The organism is Bacterioplanes sp. CLAM21 (assembly GCF_059641015.1).
Genome location: NZ_CM184929.1, coordinates 2,430,035 through 2,446,736 on the forward strand (window position 1 = coordinate 2,430,035; position 16,702 = coordinate 2,446,736).

Here is a 16,702-nt window from a genome sequence, read left to right on the forward strand (position 1 = left end):
GACCGCTGAGCGGGGTCATTGAAAAACTGTGTTTCAACACTACGTGGCTGTTTTCATGCCGTCAAGCGTTGTCAAGGTGCAATCTCATCCCCATGTATTACTTATTCTGTGACGTTGTTGCCGCTTTGCCCGGCGCGCTATCATGAGCCCATTCCGTCACTGAACTTTTTATATCAAGGACACTATGCAAAAGCTGGTTATGCAAAACCCAGAACACCACGATGACGGTGGCCTGGCGGTTGAACAAGCGCGCCCTGAACTGAAGCGGCCATCTATGTACAGCGTCATCATGATGAATGACGATTACACGCCGATGGAGTTTGTGGTCGAGGTTTTGCAGACATACTTCAACAAAGATCCTGAGCAGGCCACTCAGATCATGCTGACTGTTCACACTAAGGGCAGTGCCGTGTGTGCGATCTATACTAAAGATGTGGCGGAAACTAAAGCCGCCATCGTGAATCAATACTCTCGTGACTGCCAGCATCCACTCAAATGTGAAGTGGCGCCAGCAGGGGACGGAGAATAGGAGGCAGCATGCTGAACCGAGAACTGGAGCAAACCCTTAACGGTGCTTTCAAAGATGCACGCTCCAAACGTCATGAGTTCATGACGGTAGAGCATCTGCTGCTGGCTTTGCTCGATAATGAGGCAGCAGGCAAGGTGTTGGAGGCCTGCGGCGCAGATTCCGTCAAGCTTCGTCGTGACCTGCAAGATTTTGTTGATTCCACCACTCCATTGATACCTGAAACCGATCTTGAGCGTGAAACACAGCCGACGCTCGGTTTTCAGCGCGTATTGCAGCGCGCCGTGTTTCATGTGCAAAGTTCAGGCAAGTCCGAGGTGACTGGGGCAAATGTGCTGGTGGCTATCTTTAGCGAACAAGAAAGCCAAGCCGTGTATTTCCTTAAGCAGCAGGGCATCGCTCGTATCGACGTCGTGAACTTCATCAGCCACGGCATTTCGAAGGTGAGCGGCCCAGAAGAGTCCTCTGAGCATCTTTCTGAGCAGGTTGATGAAGATGGCGAGGCCAGCAGCAAGAATGCGCTGGAAGGCTATGCCACCAATCTGAACCGCCAGGCACGAGATGGCCGCATTGACCCCTTGATTGGGCGTGATTACGAAGTGAGTCGGCTGGTACAGATCCTGTCGCGGCGACGTAAAAACAATCCGCTGCTAGTAGGCGACTCCGGTGTTGGCAAAACCGCCATCGTTGAAGGCTTGGCGAAACGCATTGTTGATGGTGATGTTCCTGAAATCATCTCAGATGCAGTGGTGTACAGCTTGGATATGGGCGCTTTGCTGGCCGGTACTAAATATCGCGGTGATTTTGAGAAGCGCTTTAAAGCCTTGCTGGCTGAGCTGAAAAAGCAGCCTCACGGCATTTTATTTATTGATGAAATCCATACCATTATTGGCGCAGGTGCTGCCTCCGGTGGTGTAATGGATGCCAGCAACTTGCTTAAACCTCTATTGAGTTCGGGTGAGATTCGCTGCATCGGCTCAACCACTTTTACAGAATTCAGGGGTATCTTTGAGAAGGACAGCGCGCTGACCCGTCGCTTCCAAAAAATCGACGTTGCACAGCCGTCGGTGGAGGATACCTATAAGATTCTGAAAGGCCTTAAAAGCCGCTTTGAAGAGCACCATGCGGTGCGCTACACAGATAAAGCGTTGCGAGCAGCAGCGGATCTGGCCGAACGCTACATTACGGATCGCAACCTGCCGGATAAGGCAATAGATGTCATCGATGAGGTTGGGGCATTGCAGCACTTGTTGCCTGCCAGCAAGCGCAAAAAAGTAATTAACGTTACTGAGGTGGAGCAAGTGGTGGCGTCTATCGCCCGCATTCCGCCCAAATCCGTTAATGCATCAGATAAGCAGCTGTTGTTTAAGCTGGAAGATAAGCTATCGATGGTGGTGTTTGGCCAGGACGAGGCCATTCAAGGCTTGTCGACGGCCATCAAGATGAATCGAGCTGGCTTAAATTCACCGCAAAAACCGATCGGTTCATTCTTGTTTGCTGGCCCTACTGGGGTTGGTAAAACCGAGGTGTCCAAGCAGCTGGCCAATGTTATGGGGCTAGAGCTGGTTCGTTTTGATATGTCGGAGTACATGGAGCGTCACACGGTTTCTCGTTTGATCGGCGCGCCTCCTGGTTATGTTGGTTACGATCAGGGCGGTTTGTTGACTGAAGCCATCAACAAGACACCACACTGCGTATTGTTGTTGGATGAAATCGAAAAAGCCCATCCAGAAGTCTTTAATATTCTGCTTCAGGTGATGGATCACGGCACTTTGACCGACAACAACGGCCGTAAAACCGACTTCCGTAATGTTATTTTGATTATGACCACCAACGCTGGGGCGCAGCAGATGAGTCGAGCCAGTATTGGCTTTACTCAACAAGATCACAGTACCGATGGCATGGAAGAACTGAAAAAACTGTTCACGCCAGAGTTTCGCAATCGTTTAGACAGTATTATTCAGTTTGCGCCTTTGGGGCGGGATACCATCCTGCACGTGGTTGATAAGCTGCTGTCTGAGCTGCAAGGTCAGCTGGATGATAAAGGTGTGGTGCTGAACGTGAGCGATGAGGCCAGAATTTGGTTGGGGGTGAACGGTTACGACGAAAAAATGGGCGCTCGTCCCATGGCTCGTCTGGTTCAGGAAAAAATCAAAAAACCTCTGGCAGAGATTATTCTGTTTGGAGAGCTGGAGAAAGGTGGCGAAGTGGACGTCTTGGTTGATAACGACGAGCTTCGCCTCAGGATTCCAGAGGAGGTATCAGCGTAAGCTGATATCTCCTATTAGCGGGCGCGGTAAGTAATCCGGCCTTTGCTGAGGTCGTAGGGAGTTAACTCAACCTTAACCTTGTCACCGGTTAAAATGCGGATGTAGTTTTTACGCATTTTGCCGGAGATATGAGCGGTCACAACGTGGCCGTTCTCCAACTTTACGCGAAACATGGTATTCGGCAGGGTATCAATTACCTCACCTTCCATTTCAATATGATCGTCTTTTGCCATTCGTCACCTGTATAGACCATGCACAATGCGCGCGCATTCTGCACTAATTGTGCAAAAGAAGCAAAGGCCTAGCTCATATCACTCAGTTAACCGTCCGATTCACTGTGCCATTGGCCTTGCTTAAGCAATTGGATGGGCTGCCACTCAGTTTTGTAGGCCATCTTTTTGCACCCTGCTATGTAATAGCCCAAATAGTGATAGGGCAGCTTGGCTTGCAGTGCAACCGCGGACAGCGAATAAATCAGGTAGCGCCCTAAGCTGAGATGCTCGTAGCTGGGGTTGAAATAGCAATAAACGGACGATACGCCATCCAGCAGCAGGTCAAATACCAAGCAGCCGATCAGCTCTCCGTCTAGGCGAGCGCATAGGAACTGCGTATTGCCAAAGTGGCTGCTGATAAATTCCTGATACTGTTGCGGCGAGGGCGGATACATGGCGCCATCGGCATGACGCGCGCCAATGTAATCGGCATACAATTGATAGTGCTCTTCACTATGCTCAGCGGCTTCGATGCTTAGTTGTATTGCCCGACAGCGTTTGATGGTTCTTTTTAAGCGGCGCTCCATCTTTAGCTTGGCAATCTCAAAGCGGGCCGATTCGCACGCTTGGCAATGACCACAGGCAGGGCGGTAAACCAATTTGCCGCTGCGGCGAAACCCTAACAAGTTAAGCTGTGTTAGCTCATCCACGCCCAAGTCCAGCCGCGGATCAACGTAATCACTGCGTGACCACTGGTCAGGTAGGTAACCACAAGGGCTGGGCTGGGTTGGGCGATACAGCTGCAGTGAACGCATCAGTTAATCACCACAGGCAAGGGAGGCAGTGGCGGCTTCGAAACCGCATCGCTTAATAGTTGCTCAAAATCCGTTCGTGCAACTTCCTGGCAGCCAAACTGAGCCAGGTGCTGGGTATGCATCTGGCAGTCAATGACGCTGATGCCGAGCTCAAACAGTAGTGGAGCGGCGCTGGCAAAGGCGAGTTTGGAGGCGTTGCTTTGTCTTGAAAACATAGATTCACCAAACAAAGCAGCGCCCAGCAGCACTCCGTAGAATCCGCCAATGAGGTCGCCTTCTACAGACCAGACCTCAATACTTAACGCCCGCCCGCAACGATGAAGTCGCGGGTAGTTATGCAACAGCTCGTCGTCAATCCAGGTGCCGGCTTGATCGTCACGCGGCTCTGCGCAAGCGGCTTGTACTTGCTCGAATGCCTGATTGGCGGTAATCAACCAGTTGCTGCGGCGCACAAGCTTGCTCACCGTACGAGGTATGCGAAATGTCTCTGGCGTAATGATCGCGCGCGGAGCAGGAGACCACCACAAACGCATCTCTTGTGGGTCGTTCCATGGAAAAATACCTTGTCGATACGCGCACTCCAGCCAGCGCGGCGATGTGCTGCCGCCGACGGCCAGTAGGCCATTGGGATCTTGCAGAGCCTGAGCTGTAGGGGGAAACTCAGGTCGGCTGTGTGGGTCCAGCCATTCAAGCATGGTGCGTGTTACACTCCAGACGTTAATAAGGTTATATGGGGACGGTGTGTGTCCAAGGATACGCTTGATTCCAGTACTCAGCCAGTAACGCGCAAGCGATGGGCCGATGTGCTGTTTTTTCTATTGGCGCTGATATCTTCATTGCTACTGCTAGCGCTGCTGAGCTATTCACCGGCAGACCCTGCCTGGTCTCGCCTTGGGCAACACAGCGTAAACAATCTCATCGGTAAAACGGGTGCCTGGTCGGCCGATGTGCTGTATCACGGCTTTGGTTATCTCGCTTATGCCATTCCCTTGCTCACCACCTTGCGTGCCTATTTGGTGATGCGCGGTCAGCCTATGCCTGGGCATTGGTCGCGACGCCCCTTTGGTCTGGCTCTGACACTGGTGTCGCTTTGCACTCTGACTCATATGAGTGTCTTTAGCGCGGCGCATTTGCCTGCTGGACCTGGCGGCGTTATCGGTGATGGTTTATTGGCCGCGCTGCAGCCCTGGTTTGGCTTTGTCGGCGTTGCGCTGGTTATGGTGGTCACTGCGGCATTGGGCCTGATGCTGTTTTTTGATTTTTCTTGGCTGCAGGTGTTTGAGCGCATAGGCGGCTGGGTGCTGGCCTTATTTAAATCAAGCACTAACAAAGCAAAGGCTGCTGATCGAGCAGATACAGCAGCCTTTGCTTCTAAGGTGACAGGTACACCAGAAACTAACGCTAAGGCTGTTGATGAGCAGAAAGCAGATAAAGGCCGAACAAAGGTAGGCAAAAGAGCCTGGCGTATTTGTCGTTGGTGGTCACAGCGGGCGCAGCAAAAGGCGTTACAGCAGCCTGAGTCGAAGGCGATCGATGCTAACGATGAGCCGCTATTAGATTTTTCCATTAATACCCAAGAGCCTCCCGAGCCACCAATGCTGCTAGAAGTGCCGGATGCTGAACCTGCTGAGGCTCGGCCAGTCAAACCAAAATCAAAACCGGTAGCTACTGATGCTGCTGCGGATGACACCGAACTTGTGATTACGCCGTTGGAAAAGCGTGAAACCGGCCCGAGCAAGCGAGCTCAGCGTGATTTGCAGGGCAGCTTGTTTAAACATCCGCAGCCGTTGCCGTCAATTTCATTGCTTGACCCGCCACGTAAAGACCAGAAAAGTGGCTTCTCTGCTGAGCGCTTAAAGGAGATGTCAAAGCTGTTGGTGCAAAAGCTCGCCGACTTTGGCGTCAAGGTCGAGGTAACGGCAGTCGCGCCAGGCCCGGTCATTACCCGCTTTGAAATTCAGCCGGCACCCGGGGTTAAATCCAGCAAAATTTCCAATTTGGCCCGCGATCTGGCGCGTTCTATGGCCATGGTGGCGGTCAGGGTGGTGGAAGTCATTCCGGGCAAGTCGGTGATGGGAATTGAAGTACCGAACGAGAATCGTGCTCTGGTATCACTGTCCGATATTTTGTCATCACAGGAATACGACGATAGTCCGTCGCCGCTGACCATGGCCCTTGGTCACGATATTGCCGGCAATGCTGTGGTGACTGATCTGGCGAAAATGCCGCACTTACTGGTGGCGGGTACCACAGGCTCAGGGAAGTCGGTGGGCGTGAATGCCATGATTTTATCGCTATTGTTCAAGTCAACGCCTGACGATTTGCGACTGATTTTGGTTGATCCGAAGATGCTGGAGCTGTCTGTCTACGAGGGCATACCGCACTTGTTGACCCCGGTAATCACCGATATGAAAGAAGCCCATAATGGCTTGCGCTGGTCGGTGGAGGAAATGGAGCGACGTTATCAGCTGATGGCCGCGCTAGGGGTGCGTAACATTGCCGGCTATAACAAGAAGGTCAAACAGGCCATCGCAGAAGGTAAGCCACTGGCCGATCCTCTGTGGCGCATCGATCAGAGTTTTGATACCACGCCACCCACACTCGAGCCGTTGCCCTATATCGTCATTGTGATCGATGAGTTTGCCGACATGATGATGATGGTGGGCAAAAAAGTCGAAGAGCTGATTGCTCGCATTGCCCAAAAGGCACGAGCCGCCGGTATTCACATGATATTGGCAACACAAAGGCCGTCGGTTGATGTGATTACCGGTCTGATTAAAGCCAATGTACCAACTCGGATTGCTTTTCAGGTATCGTCCAAAATCGATTCGCGTACCATCCTGGATCAAGGTGGCGCCGAGCAGCTGCTGGGCCATGGTGATATGTTGTTTATGCCGCCCGGTAGCTCTTTGCCCGAGCGGGTTCATGGCGCCTTTGTCGATGACGATGAAGTACACCGAGTGGTGGCCGAATGGAGAACCCGTGGTGAGCCTGAGTACATCGAAGAGATCACCCAGAGCAGTGAAAGCGACGCCATTCCTGGCATGGAGGCCGGTGATGAAAAGGATGATCTATACGACCAAGCGGTGGCTTTTGTAACTGAATCGGGTAAATGTTCGATTTCGTCGGTGCAGCGCAAACTGCGAATTGGTTACAATCGCGCTGCGCGCTTGGTCGAGACCATGGAAGCTTCAGGGGTTGTTTCACCGCCTGCGCACAACGGCAGCCGAGAAGTATTGGCGCGTGCTGCTCCGTCAGATTAATTGAAAGGAAACCGCATGATTCAGTTTTTTCGTCGCACGCTTATGATGTGCTGCTTGCCAGTGCTGGCGTGGGCCAATAACGATGCTACTTCAGAGCTGCTGCAGCGATTGCAACAGCTCGATTCCATGCAGGCATCGTTTGAACAGCGTACTTTGGCTAATGATGGCAAGGTGTTGCAGCAGCTCACTGGTCAGATTCAGGTGGCCAGGCCGGGCAAGATGCGCTGGCACACGGATGATCCTTATCCTCAATTGGTGGTGTCAGACGGCAATTTGCTGTGGATTTACGATATGGATCTGGAGCAAGTGACGATTCGTGATATGGACCAGAGAGTCCAGCAAACACCTGCCTTGCTGTTAAGCGGACAAGCCGAAGCCATTAAAGGCAATTTTAATGTCAAAGCCGAAGGCGACGCTAAGCAGCGTACCTATTACCTGCAGCCGCAAGACAATAGCCAGCTGTTTGAAGAACTGAGATTTACCTATCAAGACAGCGTGTTGGCTCGTATGGAAATTCTTGATGCCGCAGGGCAGGTGACCTTGATCGACTTTGCCAGTCCTGAAGTGAACCAGCCGTTGGACGACAGTACCTTTGTCTTCAACGTGCCGGAAGGTGTCGACGTTATTGACGGTCGCCATGGCAGCTGATTTGTTCGACCAAGGTCAGCGTTACCAGCCACTGGCGGCGTGCATGCGCCCGAGCACGTTGGATGACTACGTTGGCCAACAGCATGTGATTGGTCCTGGTACACCGCTCAGGCAAAGCCTAGATCGTGGCCAATTGCATTCGCTGATCTTATGGGGGCCGCCGGGAGTGGGTAAAACAACCCTGGCGCAGCTGATGGCGGGATGCATTGATGCGCATTTTTTGTCTTTAAGTGCGGTTATGTCCGGTGTTAAGGAAATCCGCCAGGCCGTTGAAAAGGCTCAACAAAACCAGTATCACGGGCGCAAAACTCTGCTCTTTATTGACGAAGTGCACCGGTTTAATAAATCCCAGCAAGACGCGTTTTTGCCCTTTGTTGAAGATGGCACGGTGATATTTGTTGGCGCCACGACCGAAAACCCATCGTTTGAGCTGAATAATGCGCTACTGTCGCGTGCCCAAGTCTATGTGTTGCAATCGCTGAGCTCTGAAGAGTTAACCACCATTGCCACGCATGCCTTGCAGCGCTTTGGCGATGGCAAAACTGCCTCTGCCGAGATGTTGCAGAAGTTGGTGTCAGGCGCCGACGGTGATGCCCGTAAGTTGCTTAACCTGATGGAGCTGGCCATGCAGCTGGCCGAGCAACAGATCGACGAAGACATCGTCCGTCAGGTGCTGAAGCAGTCGTTGCGCCGCTTTGATAAAGGCGGCGACGATTTTTATGAGCAGATTTCAGCGCTGCATAAATCGGTGCGTGGCAGCGATCCGGATGCGGCCTTGTACTGGCTGTGTCGCATGCTCGATGGTGGCTGTGATCCTTTGTACATTGCTAGGCGTGTCGTGCGCATGGCCAGCGAAGATATCGGCAATGCCGATCCGCGTGCGCTGGCGTTGTGCTGCAGTGCATGGGATGTGCAGCAGCGACTTGGCAGCCCCGAAGGTGAGCTGGCCATCGCCCAGGCGGTGGTGTATCTGGCCTGCGCGCCAAAAAGTAACGCGGTTTATAAGGCCTACAACCAAGCTCGTCAGCTGGTGCAGCAGCGTCCAAGTGACGATGTTCCCGCTCATCTGCGCAATGCCCCCACCGGCTTGATGAAAGAGCTGGGCTATGGCGAAGAATATCGTTATGCCCATGATGAGCCCGAGGCCTTTGCAGCAGGAGAAAGCTACTTTCCCGAAGCCTTGCATGGGCAGCAGTTTTATCAGCCTACCGAGCGTGGCCTTGAAGGCAAGATCTCGGCCAAGCTGGCCCATCTACGGCAGTTAAACCAGCAGTCAGCCAAGCAGCGTTATCACAAGGAGTCATGATGGCCTATTTATGGGTCGCCGTAGGAGGGGCACTGGGGGCGATGGCGCGTTTTTGGATGGCAACCGCCGTATTTCGTGCCTTGGATCGGCCGTTTCCCTATGGCACCTTATCTGTCAACCTGTTAGGCTCCTTTGCCATAGGCGCCGTCTATGTATGGCTGGTGCAGCACCAGTGGGGCGGAGACCACCACCGGCAGCTGGCTATGATTGGCTTTCTTGGCGCCTTTACGACGTTTTCTACGTTTTCCCTGGAATCGCTCACCCTGATGCAACAGGCACGCTGGTTGGCTGCACTGAGTTATATCGGCGCCAGCCTTATCGGTTGTTTGCTGGCAACGGCATTAGGGATGTGGGTATCGAAATCATTGGTATAGAGCAACATGCTGGACATTAAATACATTCGCGACAACCTGGACACCGTCAAAGCTGGCCTGGCGAAAAAAGGATTCACCTTTGATGACATCGAATTTAAACGCCTGGATGAGCACCGCAAGTCGGCGCTGACCAAGGCTCAGTCCTTACAAGCGGAAAAGAAAAAAGCGTCCAAGCAAATCGGCGCCCTGATTGGTCAGGGTATGTCACCGGAGGACGCCAAAGCTCAGGTTATGGGCAGTATCGATGCAGACATCAGCGAGGCCGAGCAGGACGCCAAGCAGGCTGAGCAGGCGCTGCACGATTTGCTGATGAGTGTACCTAACGTACCGGATAGTGAAGTTCCCCATGGCAATGACGAAGACGACAATGTTGAAGTACTGACTTGGGGTACGCCAACAGAACTGGGCTTTGCGGCAAAAGATCACGTCGATCTAGGCGAACCTTTTGGGCTGAACTTTGATCAAGGCGCGCTGGTGGCGGGCTCTCGTTTTGTGGCGATGAGCGGCAAGATGGCGCGTATGCACCGAGCGCTGACGCAGTTCATGTTGGATTTGCACGCCGACCAGCACGGCTACACCGAAACCTATGTGCCGTACTTGGTTAACCGTGAAGCCCTGGAAGGCACAGGGCAACTACCTAAGTTTGAAGAAGATCTGTTTAAGATTCCTCAAGCTCAAGGAGAAAAAGATTTTTATCTGATTCCAACAGCGGAAGTGCCTGTCACCAACTTGCTGCGCGACAAGGTGAACGATATTGAACTGCCACTCAAACGGGTAGCTCACACACCGTGCTTCCGCTCTGAGGCGGGCAGCTACGGCCGTGATACTCGAGGCATGATCCGCCAGCATCAGTTCGATAAAGTGGAGTTGGTGCAATTTGTTCGTGCTGATCAATCCGATCAAGCACTGGAAGAGCTTACCGGCCACGCTGAAGCCGTATTGCAGGCACTGGAGCTGCCGTATCGAAAAGTGATCTTGTGTGGCGGTGATTTAGGCTTTTCTGCGGCTAAAACCTACGATCTGGAAGTCTGGCTGCCAGGTCAGCAGAAGTACCGCGAGATTTCTTCTTGCAGTAACTTCCGTGATTACCAGGCCCGCCGTATGGGCGCTCGCTGGCGCAACCCAGAAACCGGTAAGCCTGAGCTGATGCATACATTGAACGGCAGTGGTCTAGCGGTAGGGCGCTGCTTAGTCGCCATCTTGGAGAACTATCAGCAGCAAGATGGCAGCATTCGCGTTCCGGCCGTCTTGCAACCTTATATGGGTGGTGTGCAGGTTCTGAATTAATGGATTTGCCGCTCATTCTGCGCCGAGCACCACGATTTGTGGTGTACGGTGCAGGCAAGGTGGCGTCACGGCGCGTGCCAGCGTTGCTGGCCAGTGGCTGTGATGTAACCGTCATAGCCCAGCAAGTGGACGATAGTCTGCAGAAGCTGGCGCAGCAAGGTGCGATTACCGTGCAGCAGCGCGCGGTGAATCAATCGTCAGAGCAATTTGAAGCAGCTGTCTGGTACATGCTGGCGTTGGATGATCGTAGCCTTAATGCCATTTTGGCCAAGCAGATCAGAGCCGCAGCGGGCTGGGTGTGTCGGGCCGACTCTCCCGATGACAGTGATTTCTATTTTCCGGCCGTTATCGATCGCTCGCCGGTATTGGTCACTGTCTCCAGTAATGGCACCGCGCCGGCACTGACACGCTATTTGCGCCAGCGTTTGGAGACCTTCTTACCCGCTGAAATTGCCTCATTGGGGGAGTTTGTTGCGCGCTGGCGCCAGCGTGTGCAGCAAACCTTACCGCTGACCCAGCGCAAGAATTTTTGGCGTCAATGGATGCGCAGCGTCGCCCCAGAGCGCGTGCTGGCACGCCAAGCTGACGCTGCCGAAGCGCTCACTCAGGCCATGCTAGACGGCAACGCACCCTCTGCGGGTGAGGTGTACTTGGTTGGAGCAGGTCCTGGTGACCCAGATTTGCTGACCTTTAGAGCGCTAAGGCTGATTCAGTCGGCGGATATCGTTTTTTACGATCGCTTAGTCGGTGAGCGGATTCTGGAGCTACTGCCTGCGGAAGCCGAACGTTATTACGTCGGCAAGGCGCGCAGTGATCATGCGGTAGCGCAGGAACGTATCAATCAGCTACTGGTGGAGCATGCACAACGCGGTCAGCGTGTTTTGCGTCTAAAAGGCGGTGACCCCTTTATCTTTGGGCGCGGCGGCGAAGAGCTGGAAACGCTGGCCGATGCCCAAGTGCCTTTTCAGGTGGTACCTGGCATCACCGCTGCGGGCGGCTGTGCAGCTTATGCCGGTATTCCTTTGACTCATCGAGATCACGCCCAAAGTGTGCGTTTTGTGACGGGTCATCTGAAGGATGGCACTTGTCATCTGCCTTGGCATGAGCTGGTTCACCCTGATCAGACCTTGGTCATTTATATGGGCCTGGCTGGGTTGCCGCAGATTTGTCAGCAATTAATGGCAGCCGGTATGCCTGCCAATACACCGATTGGACTGATTGAAAAAGGCACTCGGCCTGACCAGCAGGTGCATGTCAGCACGTTAGAGAAAATGCCTGCGTACCTTGAGCAGCATACGATTGAGCCGCCAACTCTGACCATAGTGGGCTCTGTGGTGACGTTAAGTTCTCGCCTTAGCTGGCGATAACCTCAAAGCACTGTCTAGACTCTTAGGCAGTCGTAAGCCGATCTTTTTTCGGCAATTTTTGAGGTGTGGTGAGAACCCTTATGTCATTTCTAAATTCCGTCAGCATTAAGATCAAAATCCTGTCACTGGCCGCTGTGGCGGTGATAGGATTTGTGGTGAATCTGCTACTCAATGCCAGTATCAATCAGGATAATTCCGAGCGCTTGCGCACCATTCAAGAACGTTATTTCCCGGTGGTGCAAGAATCTAAGGCCAATCTAGTACGCCTAGCGCGTATCGAAGAGTTGCTGTCGACGGCGGTCAGTACGGGCGAGATGGATTTTGTGACCACCGCCGACAAGCTCAGCAAAGAAACCCAAGACAGCTTTACCCAGTTAGCAACGCTGTGGCCCGATGCTAAGCCCAGTGGGCAAGAGGTGCGCCAGACGTTTGAGGGGTATTTTAAGTTAGCGCGCTCCGTCTCTGCCGGCATGGTGGATGGCAGTGCCGATATGAGTAGCATTAGCTCGTCTATCCAAAAAATGAATGCCTCACTAAAACAAAGCCGTGAGCAAATGCAGCGCTACAGCCAGGCTGCAATTGAAGCCTTTGATAATACCGTGACAGAGTCTAATCAGGCGGTGCAAGACGCACTCAAGCTCGGCTTGACGGTCACCGCTGTGGCAGTTGTGATCTTGTTATTTGTAGCATGGAGTACCACTCGGAGTATCGGCAAATCCTTGTCTGGTTTGCTGCATTCGTTAAAAGATATTGCCAAAGGCGAAGGTGACTTAACCCGGCGCATCGAGAAAACCAGTGCCGATGAAATCGGCGATGTGGTTGACTGGTTCAATATGTTTATCGATAAATTGCACGGCAGTATTGGTGAAATAGTGCAAGCCTGTCAGCCGTTGAATTCGGTATCTAATGATTTGGGAGACCTCACCAGTCAAACTTCACAAGTATCGGAGCGACAAAATCAGGCCACGGAGCAAGTGTCTATGGTGGTGGAAGAAATGGTCACCAGTGTGCGTGAAGTATCGAGTAGCGCCAATTCGGCCGCCGAAGCGGCTTATGATGCCGATAGTTCCGCCAAGGCTGGACGTGAGGTTGTGAATCAGACCGTCAGCACCATCAATAGCCTGGCCGTAGAAGTTGAGCGCGCAGGGGAGGTGATTCGCCAGTTAGAGGTGGATACTGGCAATGTCGGCGCCATTTTGGATGTCATTAAAGGCATCGCCGAGCAGACCAATTTATTGGCATTAAATGCCGCCATTGAGGCAGCTCGCGCGGGTGAGCAGGGCAGAGGTTTTGCCGTGGTTGCCGATGAGGTGCGAACCCTGGCATCACGCACTCAGGACAGCACGCAAGAAATTCAAAATGTCATAGAAAAGCTGCAGTCGGCAGCCAACTCCGCCGTTAAAGCGATGGCCGACAGCAAATCCCGCGCGGAAGAAAGTGTGGCGCAGGCCGCCAAAACCAACGACAGTCTGGCCTCCATTACCGAAAAAGTAGAATCCATTTCGGAAATGAATATGCGTATTGCTTCCACTACGGAAGAGCAAGATCAAGCTGCGGCCAGTATTTTGGAAAATGTCACCGGCATTCGAGAAACCTCGGAAGCGGTTCTCTCTAGCATTCAGCAAGTGGAAAGTGCCAGTCAATCACTGGCAGGTATTGCCGCGACCCTACAACGTGTCACCGGGCAGTTTCGTGTTTAACCTACAGGCAGTTTTCTGGACGTGGCAGCCCTGCAATTTTGGCGGCCACTTTCGCCGGGCTGCCGGGAAATAGGGTCAGCAAATAAATACTGCTGGCTTTGTCTGCACCGATCTCTGTTCGAATGTATTTGCTCAGTGGTCGCATCGCCGGAGACAGATCAAATTCAGCATAAAATTGTCGCAACAAATAAATAATTTCCCAGTGCTGCTCGGTGAGCTCAATGCCTTCATCGGCAGCCAATTGTTTTGCTACCTCTTCTGACCAGGCACCTAGGTCAACCAAAAAACCATCGTTATCCAGTGTTATCATCAGTCAAACCAACTCAGTGTGCGATCGGCGTCGAGGCTCAGCTGCAGCCATTGTTCGTCATTAATCCATTGTACTGGACGTGATTGCAGTCCTTGCTGTTCGCCATCGTGTAAACGCGCAACGTATTGAACCCCTGGTTCAAGCGGTAGCATAAGCGCCTGTTCAAGCAACACGACCACATCGTCATCTTTGAGACTTTGCAGTAAACGTTGATGGGTTTCTAGACGGCAAGAAAAGAGTAGATGTAGGGTCATGTCAGAAGCTCAGGCAATGTTTAGCAGAAGCGATCCAGTCGCTAACCTGTTGGCTGCTCACCGCAGAAGCAATGCTATTCAATTGAGCACCTTCTGGTACTTCGCCATCGAGGAAATAGACCTGGTCACAATCGTACATTGGCAGGCTCTTTAGTAATTTGGCCGGTGACTTGCCACCTGGAGTTAGTGCTTGAATATCCTGCATCAGCCACTGCAAACCAGCACCCTCAAATATCAGGCAGGGTGGCTGGTCAAAGGCAGCCAATGCCAGCGCCAGCTCAAGTGGTTCTGGATCAATAGCCGGTGCGCTGCGAATGATCAGTAAAATATCCATCAAAACTCCACAATGCGATCGCTATCGACCGTAGCGCTGGCCAGCTCACCTAAGCCTGTGAGTGTGAATCCAGGCGCTAGGGTTGCCTTTAAATTGTATCGCTGTGCCTCGCGATCATCGACAATGCCTCGCCGTAGGGCGTTGGCAATGCAGACCTGCAGTTCAACACCTTGATCGGCGATCTGTTGCCATTGCTGATAGAGCGCAGCCTGGCCTTGAGGAGGTTGTTGTTGCAGTGCAGCAAACACGGCGTCCTGATAGAAAAACACGCGCTTGATTTGGTGGCCGCCATTTAACACGGTTTGGGCAAATGCCAAGGCGGTCTGATGGGCAGGGCTTGTATAGGGCGTGCGACGTAGCAATAAGGTGAAAGTAGCCATCAGGTAAAAACAAAAGAAAGATGCACAGATGATAGGCAGATGGCTGTTTTTTACAACCCATGGCGATCGCCGAACAGCGCTATCATATTGATTTGATTAAAAAAGTGTTGACGATAACAGCCAGTTCGGTATCATGCGCGGCATCGCTTGGAGGGATGGCTGAGCGGTTGAAAGCACCGGTCTTGAAAACCGGCATACGTTAATAGCGTATCTAGGGTTCAAATCCCTATCCCTCCGCCATATTCTAAAAAGCCGGCTAATAGCCGGCTTTTTTTTTGCCCAAATTTCGCCTCTGCTTCAGCGTGTTATGCCCGCCAGCGACATTGCCAACAGACTGCCGCACCACAGCGACATCAAGGCAATCACCAGCCATTCAGCTTTAACAATTCGTGCGACCACACAGGGTTTGGATAGTGCATCTTTGATGCTTTGCAGCGCCCGCTCTGACACCGTATTTCTCCGCAAGGGTTAACAGTGACAAAGATGGACTGTGATAGTGCGAAAGCCTATCGGCTTTGAGTAGTTTCTTGTATCAGGGTGTTTTCCACTGTTACAACACTGTAATCAGCTAGGCGAGCGTTGCGTTAGCATCACATCAATAAAGGCATTTACGCTGCGCCCAAGGGCATTTAAATCGTAGCCGCCTTCTAATAACGCTAGCCAGGGGGTGTTGCGTGTATTGGTGATGTTGCAGATCCATTCGGCTATCCAGCGATAATCATCATCGACAAAACACAGCTCGGCCATAGGGTCGTCAATATGAGCGTCAAAGCCAGCCGAAACAATGATCAACTCTGGAGCAAAGCGGCGCAATGGCTCGGCCCACTGATGCAATACAGCATCACGGAACTCAACACTGCCAGCGCCAGCGCTGAGATGACCATTGATCAAGTTGCTGTACTTGTTCGCTTCGTAATGGCTGTAAGGATAAAACGGATGCTGAAAGGTAGAGCACAGTAGGAAGCGCACATCGTTTTGCAAGATATCTATGGTGCCATTGCCTTGGTGAGCATCAAAATCCAATATGGCAATGCGTTGCAAATGGTGAAACTCTGCCGCCCGCAGTGCGGCAATGGCAATATTGTTAAAAAAACAAAACCCCATGCTTTTTTTATGTTCGGCATGATGACCAGGTGGGCGGGTGGCAACAAATGCATTACGGTATTTGCCTTGCAATACGGCATCAACGGCTTCGACCGCAGCCCCCGCAGAGTAATAAGCGGCCTCTAAGCTGCCTGGAGACATGGGCGTATCTTCATCAACGTAAATACGGCCATTCTGAGGCTGGATAAGGTTAAGCTGATCCACATAGCCTGGGCTATGAGCACGGAGGATATCGTTAGACTGTGCCGGGCCGCTCTCGCAAATCGTTAATTTATCCCAGCTGCCAGACTGGCGCAGTGCGTTTTCAATCGCAGTAATGCGCAAAGCGTGCTCTGGGTGATCATCCCCAGTCACGTGGGAGAAATGTTGATGAAAGCAGTAATAAGCGGTCGACATGGCACATTGGATCCCTGTTTTGTGACAGTGTACTGGTGCAAACAGGGTTTAAAAAGCAGCAAGTTATTCGACGATAGGCGCATCGCTGTCTGGAATTTGCTGTTGTTCCTGTGGCAGAAGTCATAAACCGCCTATTCACCTTGGACTTGCCTTGCG

Annotated in this window: 18 protein-coding genes and 1 tRNA gene; 10 read left to right on the top strand and 9 right to left on the bottom strand. The window is 52.4% G+C overall.

What is annotated here, in order from left to right:
- Positions 1-184: 184 nt before the first annotated feature.
- Positions 185-529 carry an ATP-dependent Clp protease adapter ClpS gene (gene clpS, locus AC55FS_RS11245; RefSeq protein WP_496932346.1) on the top strand — a complete coding sequence of 115 codons (345 nt, stop codon included), beginning with the start codon at positions 185-187 and terminating at the stop codon, positions 527-529.
- Positions 530-537: 8 nt separating this feature from the next.
- On the top strand, positions 538-2,796 hold the full coding sequence (gene clpA, locus AC55FS_RS11250; RefSeq protein ID WP_496932347.1) for an ATP-dependent Clp protease ATP-binding subunit ClpA: 2,259 nt from the start codon (positions 538-540) through the stop codon (positions 2,794-2,796).
- A gap of 14 nt (positions 2,797-2,810) precedes the next feature.
- Here clpA and infA read toward each other — a convergent pair whose 3' ends face one another.
- From infA to aat, 3 genes are all read right to left on the bottom strand, one after another.
- On the bottom strand, positions 2,811-3,029 hold the full coding sequence (gene infA, locus AC55FS_RS11255) for a translation initiation factor IF-1 (protein ID WP_028292799.1): 219 nt from the start codon (positions 3,027-3,029) through the stop codon (positions 2,811-2,813).
- Between the two features lie 86 nt (positions 3,030-3,115).
- Positions 3,116-3,823, bottom strand: a complete 708-nt coding sequence (locus tag AC55FS_RS11260; RefSeq protein ID WP_496932348.1) for an arginyltransferase — start codon at positions 3,821-3,823, stop codon at positions 3,116-3,118.
- Entirely contained in the window at positions 3,823-4,518 is a 696-nt protein-coding gene (gene aat / locus AC55FS_RS11265) for a leucyl/phenylalanyl-tRNA--protein transferase (protein ID WP_496932349.1), read from the bottom strand. Before aat ends, AC55FS_RS11260 begins: the two co-directional genes overlap by 1 nt.
- A 48-nt stretch (positions 4,519-4,566) precedes the next feature.
- On the opposite strand from aat, the gene AC55FS_RS11270 reads away from it, so the two are divergent.
- The 7 genes from AC55FS_RS11270 to AC55FS_RS11300 all read left to right on the top strand — a co-directional run bounded on the left by AC55FS_RS11270 (position 4,567) and on the right by AC55FS_RS11300 (position 13,768).
- Positions 4,567-7,086, top strand: a complete 2,520-nt coding sequence (locus tag AC55FS_RS11270; protein ID WP_496932350.1) for a DNA translocase FtsK — start codon at positions 4,567-4,569, stop codon at positions 7,084-7,086.
- 15 nt (positions 7,087-7,101) lie between these two features.
- Positions 7,102-7,734 carry an outer membrane lipoprotein periplasmic chaperone LolA gene (gene lolA / locus AC55FS_RS11275; RefSeq protein ID WP_496932351.1) on the top strand — a complete coding sequence of 211 codons (633 nt, stop codon included), beginning with the start codon at positions 7,102-7,104 and terminating at the stop codon, positions 7,732-7,734.
- Positions 7,724-9,040, top strand: coding sequence for a replication-associated recombination protein A (locus AC55FS_RS11280; RefSeq protein WP_496932352.1), 1,317 nt, complete (start codon positions 7,724-7,726; stop codon positions 9,038-9,040). Before lolA ends, AC55FS_RS11280 begins: the two co-directional genes overlap by 11 nt.
- Positions 9,040-9,414 carry a fluoride efflux transporter CrcB gene (gene crcB / locus AC55FS_RS11285; RefSeq protein WP_496932353.1) on the top strand — a complete coding sequence of 125 codons (375 nt, stop codon included), beginning with the start codon at positions 9,040-9,042 and terminating at the stop codon, positions 9,412-9,414. The genes AC55FS_RS11280 and crcB overlap by 1 nt, the downstream gene beginning before the upstream one ends.
- Before the next feature lie 6 nt (positions 9,415-9,420).
- Positions 9,421-10,701: a serine--tRNA ligase gene (serS, locus tag AC55FS_RS11290; RefSeq protein WP_496932354.1), complete on the top strand. Its 1,281-nt coding sequence runs from the start codon at positions 9,421-9,423 to the stop codon at positions 10,699-10,701.
- Complete coding sequence (gene cysG, locus AC55FS_RS11295) at positions 10,701-12,068, top strand: siroheme synthase CysG (protein ID WP_496932355.1); 1,368 nt, start codon at positions 10,701-10,703, stop codon at positions 12,066-12,068. The genes serS and cysG overlap by 1 nt, the downstream gene beginning before the upstream one ends.
- Positions 12,069-12,148: 80 nt before the next feature.
- Positions 12,149-13,768, top strand: coding sequence for a methyl-accepting chemotaxis protein (locus AC55FS_RS11300; RefSeq protein ID WP_496932356.1), 1,620 nt, complete (start codon positions 12,149-12,151; stop codon positions 13,766-13,768).
- Position 13,769: 1 nt separating this feature from the next.
- On the opposite strand, the gene AC55FS_RS11305 is transcribed toward AC55FS_RS11300, so the two are convergent.
- From AC55FS_RS11305 to tusD, 4 genes are read right to left on the bottom strand one after another with little or no spacing between them, the layout of a single operon-like run.
- Positions 13,770-14,078: a TusE/DsrC/DsvC family sulfur relay protein gene (locus AC55FS_RS11305; RefSeq protein WP_496932357.1), complete on the bottom strand. Its 309-nt coding sequence runs from the start codon at positions 14,076-14,078 to the stop codon at positions 13,770-13,772.
- Positions 14,078-14,332, bottom strand: a complete 255-nt coding sequence (locus AC55FS_RS11310) for a hypothetical protein (RefSeq protein WP_496932358.1) — start codon at positions 14,330-14,332, stop codon at positions 14,078-14,080. Before AC55FS_RS11310 ends, AC55FS_RS11305 begins: the two co-directional genes overlap by 1 nt.
- A 1-nt stretch (position 14,333) precedes the next feature.
- On the bottom strand, positions 14,334-14,666 hold the full coding sequence (locus AC55FS_RS11315; protein ID WP_496932359.1) for a hypothetical protein: 333 nt from the start codon (positions 14,664-14,666) through the stop codon (positions 14,334-14,336).
- Positions 14,666-15,046: a sulfurtransferase complex subunit TusD gene (gene tusD, locus AC55FS_RS11320; RefSeq protein WP_496932360.1), complete on the bottom strand. Its 381-nt coding sequence runs from the start codon at positions 15,044-15,046 to the stop codon at positions 14,666-14,668. The genes AC55FS_RS11315 and tusD overlap by 1 nt, the downstream gene beginning before the upstream one ends.
- Before the next feature lie 149 nt (positions 15,047-15,195).
- On the opposite strand from tusD, the gene AC55FS_RS11325 reads away from it, so the two are divergent.
- Positions 15,196-15,286, top strand: a tRNA-Ser gene (locus tag AC55FS_RS11325).
- Between the two features lie 57 nt (positions 15,287-15,343).
- Here AC55FS_RS11325 and AC55FS_RS11330 read toward each other — a convergent pair.
- Complete coding sequence (locus AC55FS_RS11330; RefSeq protein WP_496932361.1) at positions 15,344-15,496, bottom strand: hypothetical protein; 153 nt, start codon at positions 15,494-15,496, stop codon at positions 15,344-15,346.
- Positions 15,497-15,610: 114 nt separating this feature from the next.
- Positions 15,611-16,546: a histone deacetylase family protein gene (locus tag AC55FS_RS11335; protein ID WP_496932362.1), complete on the bottom strand. Its 936-nt coding sequence runs from the start codon at positions 16,544-16,546 to the stop codon at positions 15,611-15,613.
- Positions 16,547-16,702 lie beyond the last annotated feature (156 nt).

Bases quoted from the DNA above. Each gene is read 5' to 3' on its own strand.
- crcB (WP_496932353.1), top strand. From the start codon at position 9,040: ATGGCCTATTTATGGGTCGCCGTAGGAGGGGCACTGGGGGCGATGGCG.
- cysG (WP_496932355.1), top strand. From the start codon at position 10,701: ATGGATTTGCCGCTCATTCTGCGCCGAGCACCACGATTTGTGGTGTAC.
- AC55FS_RS11300 (WP_496932356.1), top strand. From the start codon at position 12,149: ATGTCATTTCTAAATTCCGTCAGCATTAAGATCAAAATCCTGTCACTG.
- AC55FS_RS11305 (WP_496932357.1), bottom strand. From the start codon at position 14,078: ATGATAACACTGGATAACGATGGTTTTTTGGTTGACCTAGGTGCCTGG.
- clpA (WP_496932347.1), top strand. From the start codon at position 538: ATGCTGAACCGAGAACTGGAGCAAACCCTTAACGGTGCTTTCAAAGAT.
- AC55FS_RS11260 (WP_496932348.1), bottom strand. From the start codon at position 3,823: ATGCGTTCACTGCAGCTGTATCGCCCAACCCAGCCCAGCCCTTGTGGT.
- serS (WP_496932354.1), top strand. From the start codon at position 9,421: ATGCTGGACATTAAATACATTCGCGACAACCTGGACACCGTCAAAGCT.
- AC55FS_RS11280 (WP_496932352.1), top strand. From the start codon at position 7,724: ATGGCAGCTGATTTGTTCGACCAAGGTCAGCGTTACCAGCCACTGGCG.
- clpS (WP_496932346.1), top strand. From the start codon at position 185: ATGCAAAAGCTGGTTATGCAAAACCCAGAACACCACGATGACGGTGGC.
- AC55FS_RS11335 (WP_496932362.1), bottom strand. From the start codon at position 16,546: ATGTCGACCGCTTATTACTGCTTTCATCAACATTTCTCCCACGTGACT.
- AC55FS_RS11315 (WP_496932359.1), bottom strand. From the start codon at position 14,666: ATGGATATTTTACTGATCATTCGCAGCGCACCGGCTATTGATCCAGAA.
- tusD (WP_496932360.1), bottom strand. From the start codon at position 15,046: ATGGCTACTTTCACCTTATTGCTACGTCGCACGCCCTATACAAGCCCT.
- lolA (WP_496932351.1), top strand. From the start codon at position 7,102: ATGATTCAGTTTTTTCGTCGCACGCTTATGATGTGCTGCTTGCCAGTG.
- aat (WP_496932349.1), bottom strand. From the start codon at position 4,518: ATGCTTGAATGGCTGGACCCACACAGCCGACCTGAGTTTCCCCCTACA.
- AC55FS_RS11310 (WP_496932358.1), bottom strand. From the start codon at position 14,332: ATGACCCTACATCTACTCTTTTCTTGCCGTCTAGAAACCCATCAACGT.
- infA (WP_028292799.1), bottom strand. From the start codon at position 3,029: ATGGCAAAAGACGATCATATTGAAATGGAAGGTGAGGTAATTGATACC.